This is a genomic window from Phenylobacterium immobile (ATCC 35973) (assembly GCF_001375595.1).
Classification (GTDB): Bacteria; Pseudomonadota; Alphaproteobacteria; order Caulobacterales; family Caulobacteraceae; genus Phenylobacterium; species Phenylobacterium immobile.
On record NZ_CVJQ01000001.1, the window covers coordinates 1,571,364 to 1,585,016 of the forward strand.

Below are 13,653 nucleotides of genomic sequence, written 5' to 3' on the forward strand. Positions count from 1 at the left end.
GGTTCAGGCGGCGGTGGGCGCGGGCGTAAGGTCGATCTCCCGGCGAGCGTAGGCCGAAGCGATCACCGCGCAGGCCATAAGCTGAATCTGGTGGAAGACCATGATCGGCAGGAGGATGAGACCAGCGGCCGCCGGTGGGAACAGGATGGCCGCCATTGGCACGCCCGCCGCGAGGCTCTTCTTCGAGCCACAGAACATGATCGCGGCCTCATCCTCGGTGGAAAAGCCGAGGCGCTGCGCCACCAGCCGTGTCGTGAACAGCACGATCGCCAGCAAGACCGCGCAGAGCAGCAACAGCCGCAATAGGTCGGCGACGCCCAGCATCGCCCAGATCCCGGCGGTCACCGCGCCGGAGAAGGCGACGTAGACGATGAGCAGGATGCCGCTGCGGTCAAACAGCGTGGTGACCCTCTTGTGGCGCTCGACCCAGCCGCCGATCAGCGGCCTCAGGAGCTGGCCAGCGATGAACGGCGCCAGCAGCTGCAGGATGATGGACTGGATGGCGCCGGGCGACACGCTACCCTGTGCGTGCAACAGCAGCCCGACCAGCACCGGTGTCAGGAAAACGCCAATGATGTTCGACGCCGAGGCCGCCGCCACAGCGGCGGCGACGTTCCCGCGGGCGATCACCGTGAAGGTTATCGAGGACTGAACGGTCGACGGGAGGCATCCTAGGAAGATCAGGCCGCTCGCCAGCGCCGGTGGTGACAGCATAGGGGGCAGGGCCGCCAGACCGACGGTGATCACCGGAAACAACACATAGGTCGCCGCCAGAACCAGCACATGCAGCCGCCAATGGCGGAAGCCCGCCACCACCGCCTCACGCGGCAGGCGCGCGCCATGAAGGAAGAAGGTGCCGCCGACCAGAACCTTGGTGAGCAGGCTGAGCCAATGCGCCGGCGCACCGCTGACAGGGAGGAACGAGGCCAGGACCACCATAGAAAAGATGGTCAGCAGATAGAGGTCCGGCTTAATGCGCCGGACCATCGTCGGCAGGATCACGCGTCGACCAGCAACGAGAGCTGGCGGTCGTCCTGGGTGTTACGGCCCTCGGCGATCTCGCGATCGAGGAGGCGGGTCGGGTAATCACCCGTGAAATAGTGATCGGTGAATTGCGGGTTGGCTGGGTCGCGCGGCTCGGACTCCATGGCCCAGTAGAGGCCGTCCACGGACAGATAGCCCATGGAGTCGACCTCCAGCATCTTGGCGATCTCTTCAACCGAATGGTTGGCGGCGAGCAGATGCTCGCGATCCGGCATGTCGATGCCGTAAAAGTCCGGCCATTTGATCGGCGGCGAGGCCGAACGCAGGTGCACCTCGGCGGCGCCGGCCTCGCGCACCATGCGCGCGACGCGCAGCGAATTGGTGCCGCGTACGATGGAGTCGTCGATCAGCATGACGCGTTTGCCGGCCAGCACGGAGCGGTTCGGTGACAGCTTCATCCGTACGCCGGTGTCGCGGGCGCCTTGAGTGGGCTGAATGAAGGTGCGGCCGACATAGTGGTTGCGGATGATGCCCATCTCGAAGGGCTTGTTCGCCTCCTGAGCGAATCCCAACGCAGCCGGCACGCCCGAGTCAGGCACAGGAACCACGACGTCGAACTCGGCTGTGTTCTCCTGCGCCAGTCGCCGCCCAAGGCGCTTTCGCACGTCGTAGATCGAGCGGCCGTTCACGACGGAGTCCGGCCGGGCGAAGTAGACATATTCGAAGATGCACGGCCGAGCCCGCTTGGCGGGGAAAGGTCGCAGGCTCTGGATGTCGTCGTCGTCGATGACGACCATCTCGCCGTGCTCGATGTCCCGGACGAAGCGCGCGCCGATCATGTCGAGGGCGCAGGTCTCGGAAGCCAGGACGAAATGGCCGTCGATTTCGCCGAGGACGAGAGGGCGGATGCCGAGGGGATCACGAACGCCGATCAGCTTCTTGTTGGTCAGGGCCACCAGGGCGTAGCCGCCCTCGATCTGGCTCAGCGCATCGATAAACCGCTCGACCAGCTTGCCACGGCGAGACCGCGCGACCAGGTGCAGGATGACTTCGGAGTCCGAGGTCGACTGGAAGATCGCGCCTTCGGCGACGAGCTGCTGGCGTAGCGCCAGGAAGTTGGTGAGGTTGCCGTTGTGGGCGATCGCCAGGCCGCCAGAGTCAAGATCGGCGAACATCGGCTGGACGTTGCGGATAAACGAGCCGCCGGCGGTGGAATAGCGGGTGTGGCCGATGGCCTGGGCGCCGGGCAGGCGATCCATGAGGTCCGAGCCTGCGAAGCTGTCGCCGACGTAGCCCATGTGGCGTTCGGTGTGGAACCGGTGGCCGTCGAAGGTGGCGATGCCGCAGGCCTCCTGGCCGCGATGCTGCAGAGCGTGCAGGCCCAGCGCTGTGACAGCTGAGGCCTCTGATACGCCGAAGACGCCGAAGACGCCGCACTCCAGGCGGGGGGAGTCATCATCCGGGTCGCGCCACGGGTGGACCTCGCCTTGTTGCTGGGGATAGGACCATCGCTCCTGAGGCAGGCTCATCGGTATTTCTCCACCAGATCGTCAAGACCTTCGCGTTGGCGCGCGTCGTACCCTTCTGTCGTCGTTCTGTCACCTGAGGCGTCGCCAACCGCGCGATCGAAAGCCGGCCGCAGTCTCCCGGCTGCATCAAGTCCGGTGGGCGCCATGGAGCCTAGAAGTCGGCCCATGTTCTGCGCGAGCGGCCAAGTGGCCGCGTTGGTGATCCAGCGCGGCTTGAGGTCATCCGGCGTCGCGGCGTTGAACATCAGGTTGAGGATTCCCAGGACGACGAGACCGCGACCTAGACCAAAGGCCAGGCCCAGCGAACGATCGAGCACGCTCAGCGCTGTCAGGCGCTGCACGCGCCGAGCGATATGGGCGCCCACCAGTCGGAGCGCCACATAGGCCACGGCGAAGAGTGCAATTACGCCGCAGGCGATCGCCAGCCAGGACGTGTCGATGACCTTGCGGGCGAGGTTGGCGGCCCACGGCAAGCCGATGATGGCGAAGGCGACAGCGCCGATCAGGGCGAGGAGAGCGGTGATTTCGCGCACCGCGCCGCGCACGAAGCCGACCGCCGCCGAGACGAGCAACAGCAGGAAGACCAAGAGGTCGAACTGACTGAATTCGCCCATCTTGCTCTACGCCTCCGGCCAAGCGCCATCGGCGATACGGCGCACGGCGTCGCCCAGACGCTGAACGCCCGCCGTGGCCAGGCCAGCAGATTCCGCGCCCAGAGGGGCGAGCGCACGGCGAAAGCCCAGTTTTGCGGCCTCCTTCAGGCGGCCTTCCATTCGACTGACGGCGCGCACATCCCCGGAGAGGCTGATTTCGCCGAAGACCACGCAGTCTTGAGGCAGAGCTTGGTCGAGGGCCGAGGAGGCGAGGGCGGCCGCGGCGGCGAGATCCGCCGCGGGTTCCGTGATGCGCAGTCCGCCAGCCACGTTCAGATAGACGTCGCGATCGCCGAAGTTCAGTCCGCAGCGCGCCTCAAGCACCGCCAGCACCATCGCCAACCGGCCCGAGTCCCAGCCCACTACGGCGCGCCGCGGCGTGCCATAAGCGGATGGGGCGACAAGGGCCTGGAACTCGACGAGCACCGGCCGCGAGCCCTCGATCCCGGCGAACACAGCCGCGCCGGCGGCGCGTTCGCCCGAGGTGTCGAGAAATAGCGCTGACGGGTTGGACACTTCGCGCAAGCCGGAGTCGCCCATCTCAAAGACGCCAATCTCGTCGGTGGCCCCAAAGCGGTTCTTGGCCCCGCGCAGGATCCGGAATGGATAGCCACGCTCGCCTTCAAAGGAGAGGACCGCGTCGACCATGTGCTCGACGACGCGAGGGCCAGCGATGGCGCCGTCCTTGGTTACGTGGCCCACCAGGATCACGGCCACGCCGCGCCGTTTGGCCAGGCGCACCAGTTCGCCGGCGGCGGCGCGGACCTGGGTGACAGAGCCTGGGCCCGCCTCATGGGCGTCGCTCCACATGGTCTGGATGGAATCGATCACCACCAGGTCGAAGGCGTCGCGCTTAAGCCCGTCGACAATGGCGCGCAGCGATGTCTCGGCTGCGAGCTTCACCGGCGCCAGCGCCAGGCCCATGCGATGTGCGCGGCCCCGCACCTGTTCGATCGCCTCCTCGCCGGAAATATAGGCGCAGGATGCGCCGCGCAGGGCGGCGCTGGCCACCACCTGCAACAGTAGGGTGGACTTGCCGACGCCAGGGTCGCCGCCCAGTAGGATTGCAGATCCCGGCACGACCCCTCCGCCGCAGACACGGTCGAATTCTGCCACGCCGGTGGCGATCCGGGGAGCGGCGGGGGTGATCTGTTCCAGGGTTTCAAAAGCCAGGCCGCCGCCACGCGGCGGCCGGCCGGCCTTCACCGGCGCCATCGCGCCCGGCGGCGCAGAGTGCGCTTCCTCGACCAGGGAGTTCCACGCATTGCAGGCTGGGCACTGCCCAGCCCACTTGGACTGGACGGCGCCGCAGACCTGGCAGGCGTAGACGGCGCCATCGCGGGCCAAGGGAGACTCCTGTCGAAGGGTGATTCGCGAACTTCCGACTCTAACCCGGCAGGGCGACTTGCGCGTGGCGGGCCTTGGCCTCAGGCTCAAACGAGGCTGGAGGTTCGTCCATGACCATCGTTGAACCCGGCGCGGGGCATACCGGCGCGATCGCCCGAATCAAGGGCATGCTGCTCAAGCCTGGGCAGACCTGGAATGAAGTCGAACCGGAGCCTGCGACCGTCGGCGGGCTCTACAGGGGTTACGTCGCGCCGCTGGCGGCGATCCCGCCGGTCTGCGGTCTCGTTGGCGCCCTGTTGGGCGGACAGATGCTCTTCGGCGTGTTGTCCTATCGACCATCGATCACCTGGGCGATCGGGGAGGCCCTGATCACTTTCGGCCTGTCGCTGGGCTGGGTCTATGTGCTGGCGCTGATTGTTGACGGCTTGGCGCCCCGCTTCGAAGGCCAGAAGAATTTTATCCAGGCTCTGAAGCTTTCCGCCTACGCGCCGACCGCCGCCTGGATCGCCGGCGTTTTCGGCCTGCTGCCTGGGCTCGGCGCCCTCGTGGGCCTCGCAGGCGCCTTGTACAGCCTCTACGCCTTCTATCTCGGACTGCCGAAGTTGATGAAGATCCCGGCCCCGAAGCGCGTGGCGTATTTCCTGACGATCCTGGGGATCAGCGTGGCGATCGCGCTGGTCATTGGACTGGCCAGCGCGCCTCTGCGCATGCTCGCCGCGCCGCCGATTCTCTCGGATGCGGCGGACCATGAGATCGTCCTTCCCGGCCAGGCGACCCTCGACCTCGACGATCTCGAGGCGACCACACGCGATCTCTCGGACGCCGCGGACGCCATACGTGAAGGCCGCGGCGGGGCGAGCGATCCGGACCTGTTGAAGGCGCTTTTACCCGACACCGTCGCCGGCTACCGGCGCGCGGAGGTCTCCACGGGGTCGGGCGGCATGGGCGGCGTGTCGGGGTCGAGCGCCGAGGGGGTCTATCGCAAGGGCGAAGCGAGAATCGAACTGTCCGTCGCTGACCTTGGCGAAGCCGGCAAGATCGCAGGCCTTGCCGACGCCCTTAATCTCAAGTCGAGCCAAGAGACCGACGACGCCTACCAAAAGGTTGGCAAGGTGGATGGCCGCTTCACCGAGGAGTCCTACGACCGCGCGGCGCGCCATGGGGAGTACAGTGTATTGGTGGCCAAGCGCTTCATGGTGAAAGCCGAAGGCGATCGAGCCTCGATCGAGGACGTCAAGACCGCGGCTCGGGCGGTGGATTTCACCCGACTGGAGCGCATGGCGAAGGACGAGTAGCCCGCCTCAGACAGGGTCGGTGAGGGTTAGCGCGAAGATGTTGCAGAGATCGGTGGACTGCACAAAAGCGCTGCGATGGCGGTCGCGGCCTAGGTCGACGAAACCAAAGGCTAGTAGTCCGTCGCGAGGCTGAGCGCGAAGCGTCGCTCAGGATTAACGGTCATGCCGCCGGACGTGGCCACGACCCAGTTGCGCGCATTGAGGACGTTCAGCGCCTGGAGCCGAAGCGTCGATCGTCGGCCGAGAATCGCGAACCGGTAGCGGGCGCCCAGGTCCAGAGTGACGTAAGCCGGCGCCTGCGGCTGCTTGCCGTCCAGCACGGCAAAGACACGGGCGGAGGCCGCGCGTGAGCCGAAATAGGTGAGGCTGCCTTCGAAGGAAGCCTTGCTGGCGGGCGTGCGCCGGAAGTCGATGTTCATGCGCCCGGAATCGCGAGCCTGGCCGACAGGCTCGGGGCCAATGAGGCCGGCGGCGACAGCTTCACCCGTGACGACGGGCTTCATGTGCACAAAGCCTGCGACGATGTTCATCCCTGTCAGCACTTGGCCCGTTAGAGAGAATTCGTAGCCATGGTGTCGCTCTACGCCGAGTTCGCGCCATAGGCGGCCCGAGTCGAGATTGATGTAGGGCTTGCGAATATCGAACCAACCCGCGACCAGGCGCAGCTGAGGCGTGATGGCATAGCGCACGCCCAGCTCCTTCTGGTTGGTGTGGATGGCCGGCGCGGCTTCCTGGGCGTTGATCGCGGCTTCAGGCGCTATGGGCGCCTCCTCTAGGCCTTCGACGTAGGCGGCGTAGATCGCGATGTTCGAGCGCGGCGTGAAGAGGGCCGTGCCACTCCAGAACAGCGGCTTGTCGACGGCGACGATATCGGTCCTGCCAGGGGTGGAGATGGTCTTCGTGTAATCGACCTTCTGGACGCCCACGCCGATATTGCCGAGGCCCGCCCTGCCGACCAGATAACTGCCGGCGAAGGAAGACTGTTGGATGAACTCATGCGGCTGGCGCGCGTAGGTCCAATTCGGCTCCGCGACCGGCGCGTTGTAGCGTCCGATCGGCACATTGGTGAAGTTGACCTGGGCCGCGCCGCCGAAGCTGCGGTCGACGTCGCGGGCGCGGAAGTCGAGGTGAACGATCTGGTCGAGGCCGAAGTTTCGAAACTGACCGGTGAGCCGGGCTTCACCGGAGTTGCTGTTGGAGTGGTTGTCGGGCTGGTCGGCGATGCGCCTCTGCTGAGCCACGCCTTCTGCGTTGGTGTTCAGGAAGGAGTCCGACATCGGTCCTTCGTCTGGAATGTGGAACACTTGGAAACCCGCGCGCAGCGTCCAGGCCTTGGTCAACGTGGTCGTGGTGATGACGCCCGTCTGAAAGCCCTGGAAGTTTTGGCGCGTCCAATCGGGCAGGAAGTTCCTGGCTCCCATAACCTCGGGCAATTGGGAGCCGCCGACGAAGACCTGGGTGACGCCAGGTTTGTTCAGTCGCTGATAGAAGGCGTAGTAGGGCTTGACCTCGACCCGGTCGGTCGGCCGCCAGCGCGCGTTCGCCGCCACGCCCCAGTTGTCTATGTGATCGCCGACGAGTTCATCGTCGCGCTTCAGGCTCATGGCCCAATTCATCCCGAACCTGCCCGGGGCAAGGTAGAGACCCTGTTCGAATTCGATGATGTAGGCGTCGTGCGGGCCCACTTGGATCAGGGAACTGGCGTAGTCGCGATCAGTAGGGCGAAGGAAGTAGTCGACGACGCCTGTCGGCGCTGGGAAGGGGTAGGCCTGAGCGGCGAGGCCCACGCGCACCTGTGAGCCTGCGGCGAGACGTGGCGGCGGCGGGAGGCGGAAGTCAAAGGCCATGCCTTCCAGGCGCAGGTTGCCGGCCGTAGCGGGGCTGAAGCCGCGCACATCGGTCTGCGTGTAGAGCCCGACGCGTTCGTTGCCGATGTTGGTCCCGAAGGCGTCACCGGCGGCGCGCGCCGCATTTTCCTCAGCGCGCTGGGCGCGCGCCTGGCCGGCGATAAGCACGACGCACGCGCCGAATACCGCGGAGGCGATCCGCTTACTCATACTGGTGTTCCCCCAAACGCGCGCTTCGGCGTCTATGTTCGGCGCAGCCTAGCATAGAGTTCGCCGAACGCACGTTCGATGAACATATTCAGTAATCCGTGGCCAAGCTGACGAAGACTCGTCTTGGCGGCGAGACGCTCATGCCACCGGCGGTCGGTACGACCCATTTCTGGGCCTCGAGTATGTTCAGCGCCTGGAGGCGAAGGGTGGAGCGATGGCCCGCCAAGGTGAAGCGGTAGCGCATGCCAAGGTCGAACACGACGTAGCCCGGCGCACGAGGCTGGCGGCCACCGAGTTGGGCGAAGACACGCGCGGAGGCCGCGCGCGCGCCGAAGTAGGTGATAGCCCCTTCGAAGGAGAGGGGCGTCGTCGGCGTACGCCGAAAGTCGAAGTTGACCTTGCCTGTGTCGCGCGGCTGTCCGACGGGTTCGGCCCCGATCAGGCCTGCGCCGACCGCCTCCCCGCTGACGACAGGGTTCATGTGCACATAGCCGCCGACCACGTTCAGGCCCGGCAGAACCTGACCGGTGAGGGACAGCTCGAATCCCTGATGCCGTTCGACGCCGAGCACACGCCAAAGGCGGCCAGAGTCGAGATTGATGTAAGGCTTTTCGATATCGAAGTAGCCCGCCACAAGCCGCAGGGCGGGGGTGAAAGCATAACGGACACCAGCCTCCACCTGTTTGGTGTGGATGGCGGGCGGGGCCTCCTGGGCGTTGACCGCGGCCTCCGGTGCGAACGGCGCCTCTTCCAAACCCTCCGTATAGCCGCCGTAGAAAGCAAGGTTGCTGAGCGGCGTGACAAGCGCCGTGCCGTTCCAGAACATCGGCTTGTCGATGCTGACGATGTCCGCCCTGCCTGGTGTCGTGAGCGTGCGTCGATAGTCCACGCGCTGCAGGCCGACGCCGACGTTGCCCAGGCCAGGCCGACCGACAAGGTAGCTGGCCGCGACGGTGTATTGGCCGATCAGTTCCTGGCTCTGTACGGCATAGGTCCAGGAGGGCGCGACGACCGGGGCGTTGTCCATGCCGATCGGCACATTGGTGAAGTTGACCTGCGCCGCACCGCCAAAGGTGCGGTCGACGTCGCGTCCGCGGAAGGCGATGTGGACCAGATGGTCCAGGCCTACGAGGCGATGCTGGCCCGTCAGCCGAGCCTCGCCTGACCAGGTATTTGTATGGTTCGGCGGTTGATTGGCGTATCGCCGGACGGCGGCGACGCCGTTCGCGTCGACGTTCAGCAGGGAGTCCGAGATCGGACCGCGGTCAGGGATCAGGAACCGCTGCGCGCCAGCCTTCAGACTCCAGCTGTCTGTCAGGCGCATATTGGTGATCAGGCCCGCGTTGTAACCTGCGAACCCTTGGCGGGTCCAATCTGGTTGGAAGCTTCGGCCTTCCGGCACGGGCGGCAGAACGGCGGCGCCAGGAAACACTTGGCCAACGCCCAGCTTGTCGAAGCGCGTGTAGGTTCCGAGGTAAGGCTTCAGCTCTATGCGGGCGGTCGGCCGCCAGGTCGCGTTCAAGCCCATGCCCAGATAGGTCATGTCGTCATGAGCGAGCTCCTCGTCGCGGCGCAGGCCGATGGCCCAGGCGACGCCGAGTCGTCCGGGCTTGATCGGCCGGCCGATCTCGTACTCCAGCGCATAGGCGGTATGGGGGCCGGCCTGGATCAGGGAAGCGGCGTACGCGCGATCCGTCGGTCGCAGGGAGAAGTCGACAATTCCGGTTGGGGCGGGGAAGGGATAGCTCTGCGCGGCCAAGCCTACCCGGACCTGCGAGCCGGCGACGAGCCTGGGCGGCGGTGCGGGGCGGAGATCGAAATATAGCCCTTCCAGACGCAGGTTTCCAGCCGCGGTGGGCGAGAAGCCGCGGACGTCCATCTGGGTGTAGAGACCGACCTTTTCGTTACCAATATTCGTGCCGAAAGCATCGCCGGCCGCGCGCGCGGCGTTCTCGTCGGCGCGTTGCGCGGCCGCTGGTGCGGCGATCGCCGTACAGGCGATGACAATCGCGGAAGCAGCCCGCAGCCCCATGTGATGTTCCCCCCGATGGCGCCTTGGCGACGCTCGTCGTTCGACTGAAGCGTAGCATATCGACGCACGAGCGCACCTGCGCGTGGCCAAGCGGAACCAGAGGCGTTCCGTCGCTTTCTGATGTCAGGGATTTCTCAACCAAGGACGAGAGTGATGACAGATGTTCTGGAGCCGGTTCCGGGCGCGCCGATCGGCGAACCGACGAACACGACCAACGTGACCGGCTCTGCGCCGAAGGAAGCGGCTGACCAGGCGGCGCGCAAGGTCCGCGAGATCGGCGCCAAGGTGCAGAAGACCGCGGACAAGGCCGCCAGCCAATTGTCAGATCGTGTCAGCCAGGCGACCGAGCGCACGGTCGAGGCCTATGACGTCGCCGCCAAGAAGGCCAAGCAGGTCGCCGAAACCGTGGATCCGTTCGTGCGCGAGCGCCCGTATGCGGCCATTGGCGCGGTCCTCGGCGTGGGCGTCGTGATCGGCATGCTGCTGGCCGCGCGCAGCCCCAAGGTGATCTACATCAAGCCGCGGGTCTGAGCTTTCACCTCGGCGGTTTCGCCGGGGGTCAGCTTTGTTGTTTACACCCAGCTGGGCCGATCTTAAGCGGGCGCCATTCCCTGTTTGAGGTCGGCCATGTCCAACAAGCCTGTCGTCGTCATCGCCGACGTTATCCTCGATCGCTTTTCTGGCTTGCTTGAAGCGGACTATGAACTGGCGCGTCCCTGGACGTCACCGTCATTCGAGGCGTTTATCGCCGGCCCAGGCGCAGGCGCGCGGGCGATGGTCACCGTCAGTGGCAAGACGCCTCCAGCTGAGATCCTCAGCCAATTTCCCGATCTCGGCCTGATCGCCTGCGCAAGCACAGGCTTCGAGGGCCTGGACTTGGACTGGTGTCAGGCGAACAGCGTGCTGGCGTCCAACGGCGCTGGGGCCAACGCCTTTGACGTCGCCGACCAGGCGGTCGGGCTGCTGATCGCGGCATATCGCCGGTTCACCGAAGGCGGGCAGATCGCCCGACGCGGCGGCTGGTCGCTGCCGGGCCTTTCGAGCCGATCGCTGCGCGGCAAGCGCGTTGGCATCGTTGGCATGGGCCGAATTGGCCGAGCGATCGCCAAGCGTATTGACGCCTTCGATATACAGGTCTCCTGGCTGGGGCCGAACCCGAAGCCCGATCTCGCCTATCCCCGCGCGGAAAGTCTGCTGGCGTTGGCTGAAAGCTGTGACGCCCTGATCCTTACGGCGCTGGCCACCCCGGAAACGGAGAAGATGATCAATCGCGAGGTCATCGACGCCCTGGGTCCGCAAGGCGTCATCGTCAACGTCGCGCGCGGCAGCCTTGTCGATGAACTCGCGCTCATCGCGGCCCTGCGCGAGGGTCGCCTGTGGGCCGCCGGGCTCGATGTTTTCGAGGAAGAGCCGTCGCCTGCGGAACGGTGGGTCGGCGTGCCGAATCTCGAGGCCATGCCGCATAGCGCCGGCGCGACACCGGAGGGCATGCAGGCGGTCGGCGACCTCCTCGCGGAAAACCTGCGCTGTTTCTTCGCGGGCAAGCCGCTGGCTTCGCCAATCCGCTAAGATAACCGGGTACGCCATTTACATCGTAAGGCTCTGATCCTAAGCGCATGAATCAACGTCTTTCGGGACCAGGGATCGCGATGTCGTCGAACATGCTCAGCCGCTTGCGACTCTCCTAAATGAGCCTCGACTCCGAGACGCGACCGAGCGGCCATGCGCTGCTGGTGGTGTTGATCGTCGCCACGGCGGCTTTCATGGAGGGGCTCGACGCCACCATCATCGTCACCGCCTTGCCGAAGATGGCGTCGACGTTCGGGACGAGCGCCGTCGCGATGAGCGTGGGCGTCACCGCTTATATGCTGGCTGTCGCCGTGCTGACTCCGACCAGCGGCTGGGTGGCTGACCGTTTTGGCGCGCGTAATGTCTTCGCCGGCGCGATCTGTGTCTTCACGCTGGCCTCTATCGGATGCGGTTTCGCCCAGGGCCTGACGGACTTCGCCCTGTGGCGTCTGTTGCAAGGGGCCGGTGGCGCGCTGATGACGTCGGTGGGCCGCCTGATCGTCTTCCGAAACACGCCGAAGAGCCAGTTGGTGAGGGCCATCAACTGGATGACCGTGCCGATGCTGATGGGGCCGGCGATCGGGCCGCCGGTCGGGGGGTTCCTCACCGAATACGTCAGTTGGCGGGCGGCGTTCTTCCTCAACGTGCCGATCGGTCTTGCCGGCGTGGCGGCGGTCATCATGTTCATCCCACGGACGGAGGGCGAGCGTCGTCCCTTCGACGTCACAGGGTTTGCCCTGAACGGCGCGGGGCTGGTCGCCTTGATCTGGGGCATGCAGGCTCTCGCAGGCGAAGCGGGCCGTCCAGCCGTGGGCGCTTTGGCGACCCTGGTCTCCGTGCCTCTGATTTGGCTGGCGATCCGGCACGCAAGGCGTGCGGAGCATCCGCTCGTCTCATTGTCCCCGATGCAGAATCCGATGTTCCGGATGACGACTCTGACGGGCGGCAATTTGATGCGCGTCGCCGTGGGCGCAGTTGGCTTCATGATGCCGCTGATGTTCCAGATTGGCCTTGGCCTCAGTCCATTGGCCTCAGGTCTTTTGGTGCTGTGTCACTCAGCGGGAGACCTCGTGGTGAAGATCATCACCACACGGACCCTTCAGGTGTTCGGCTTCCGCAAGGTCATGATCGTCAGCATCCTGTTGTTCGCCGCCGGAATCGCCACCTTCGCCGCCTTCGGGCCCGCGACGCCGATCTGGCTGATGGCGACGCTGGTCTTCCTTTCCGGGGCGGCGCGCTCTCTACAGATGACCGGGCTCACCACGCTGCAATATGCCGACGTGCCGCAACCGCAGATGAGCGCCGCGTCGACCTTGGGCGCGGTATCCATGCAGGCGGTGCGCGCGCTCACCGTCGCGATGGCCGCCATGCTTCTGCAGGCCGTGGCGCTGGCGGGCGGTCGCCCGGCGGGCGCGCTTGTTCAAAGCGACTTCCAGGTCGCATTCGCCGTGGTCGCTCTGGTCGCGGCATTGGGGACGTTGTGGTACGTGCGGATGCCGAAGACGGCCGGCGACGAACTTCGCGGACGTTAAGGTTGAGCGATCAGAGTGTCGCGCAGGAAGCTGGCCGCAGCGTTCTCGATATCCGCTGCCGAAGAGCGCTCCTGACCCAGCAGGCCCCGAAAGCTGCCGGCCAGGACGGTCGCATCGCAGAGCGCGCGCGACGCTTGGCGGGTGTCGTGCGGCGCTAACCGCCCATCGTCAACGGCGTCGGCGAGATAGGTCGCCAACCGACCCTCGACCTGGGCGTAGGCGTCGGAGAGCCGGCGGACAAACTGAGGGTGGCGCTGAGCTTCCGCCAAGATGATCCTCTTTAGGGGCGCACAGCCTTCAGCCTCGAAGATCGCCGAAGCTTCAGCCAGGAAGGCCCGCAAGCCAACATCGGGGTCAGAATCCAGTTCGGCAAGGGCGGGCAAGCGATCGACGATGGCGTCACAGGAGGCGCCGATGACCTCGGCGAAGAGGTCTTCCTTGCATCGGCAGTGGGCGTAGAGCGTGCGCTTGGTCGTGCCTGCGCGGAGGGCGACAGCGTCCATGGAGGCGAGCGCGAAGCCATCTTCGAGGAAAACCTCGCGCGCCGCGACGAGCAACGCGGTGCGCAGCGCCGCGCCACGCTTCTGTGGGTTTGCGTCGCGTTTAGGGGCGAGGATGGTGTTGACCAAAAAGTATACTCCGGAGTAGAGTTATA

Annotated in this window: 11 protein-coding genes; 4 read left to right on the forward strand and 7 right to left on the reverse strand. The window is 65.8% G+C overall.

Annotated elements, in window-relative coordinates; translation table 11 throughout:
* Positions 1-3: 3 nt before the first annotated feature.
* From BN1313_RS07620 to radA, 4 genes are read right to left on the reverse strand one after another with little or no spacing between them, the layout of a single operon-like run.
* Entirely contained in the window at positions 4-1,002 is a 999-nt protein-coding gene (locus tag BN1313_RS07620; RefSeq protein WP_245620133.1) for a bile acid:sodium symporter family protein, read from the reverse strand.
* Positions 999-2,513, reverse strand: coding sequence for an amidophosphoribosyltransferase (gene purF, locus BN1313_RS07625; protein WP_091738582.1), 1,515 nt, complete (start codon positions 2,511-2,513; stop codon positions 999-1,001). The genes BN1313_RS07620 and purF overlap by 4 nt, the downstream gene beginning before the upstream one ends.
* Positions 2,510-3,127 carry a CvpA family protein gene (locus BN1313_RS07630; RefSeq protein ID WP_091738584.1) on the reverse strand — a complete coding sequence of 206 codons (618 nt, stop codon included), beginning with the start codon at positions 3,125-3,127 and terminating at the stop codon, positions 2,510-2,512. Before BN1313_RS07630 ends, purF begins: the two co-directional genes overlap by 4 nt.
* A 6-nt stretch (positions 3,128-3,133) precedes the next feature.
* The gene (radA, locus tag BN1313_RS07635) at positions 3,134-4,513 is read right to left on the reverse strand and encodes a DNA repair protein RadA (RefSeq protein ID WP_091738587.1); all 1,380 of its coding nucleotides are present in this window, start codon (positions 4,511-4,513) and stop codon (positions 3,134-3,136) included.
* A 110-nt stretch (positions 4,514-4,623) separates the two neighbouring features.
* On the opposite strand from radA, the gene BN1313_RS07640 reads away from it, so the two are divergent.
* Positions 4,624-5,808, forward strand: coding sequence for a Yip1 family protein (locus BN1313_RS07640; RefSeq protein ID WP_091738591.1), 1,185 nt, complete (start codon positions 4,624-4,626; stop codon positions 5,806-5,808).
* A 110-nt stretch (positions 5,809-5,918) separates the two neighbouring features.
* Here BN1313_RS07640 and BN1313_RS07645 read toward each other — a convergent pair whose 3' ends face one another.
* Entirely contained in the window at positions 5,919-7,865 is a 1,947-nt protein-coding gene (locus tag BN1313_RS07645) for a TonB-dependent receptor (RefSeq protein ID WP_091738596.1), read from the reverse strand.
* An 88-nt stretch (positions 7,866-7,953) separates the two neighbouring features.
* On the reverse strand, positions 7,954-9,897 hold the full coding sequence (locus BN1313_RS07650) for a TonB-dependent receptor domain-containing protein (protein ID WP_091738599.1): 1,944 nt from the start codon (positions 9,895-9,897) through the stop codon (positions 7,954-7,956).
* A 153-nt stretch (positions 9,898-10,050) separates the two neighbouring features.
* Between BN1313_RS07650 and BN1313_RS07655 the strand changes: the two genes are divergently transcribed.
* The 3 genes from BN1313_RS07655 (at position 10,051) to BN1313_RS07665 (ending at position 12,998) form a co-directional block, all read left to right on the forward strand.
* Positions 10,051-10,428, forward strand: a complete 378-nt coding sequence (locus tag BN1313_RS07655; RefSeq protein ID WP_176695939.1) for an ElaB/YgaM/YqjD family protein — start codon at positions 10,051-10,053, stop codon at positions 10,426-10,428.
* Between the two features lie 96 nt (positions 10,429-10,524).
* Positions 10,525-11,466, forward strand: a complete 942-nt coding sequence (locus BN1313_RS07660; RefSeq protein WP_091738604.1) for a 2-hydroxyacid dehydrogenase — start codon at positions 10,525-10,527, stop codon at positions 11,464-11,466.
* 119 nt (positions 11,467-11,585) lie between these two features.
* A complete protein-coding gene (locus BN1313_RS07665; RefSeq protein ID WP_091738607.1) occupies positions 11,586-12,998 on the forward strand; it encodes an MFS transporter in 1,413 nt (470 codons plus the stop codon).
* Here BN1313_RS07665 and BN1313_RS07670 read toward each other — a convergent pair.
* Entirely contained in the window at positions 12,995-13,627 is a 633-nt protein-coding gene (locus BN1313_RS07670) for a TetR/AcrR family transcriptional regulator (RefSeq protein WP_091738610.1), read from the reverse strand. The genes BN1313_RS07665 and BN1313_RS07670 overlap by 4 nt on opposite strands.
* Positions 13,628-13,653: the final 26 nt, after the last annotated feature.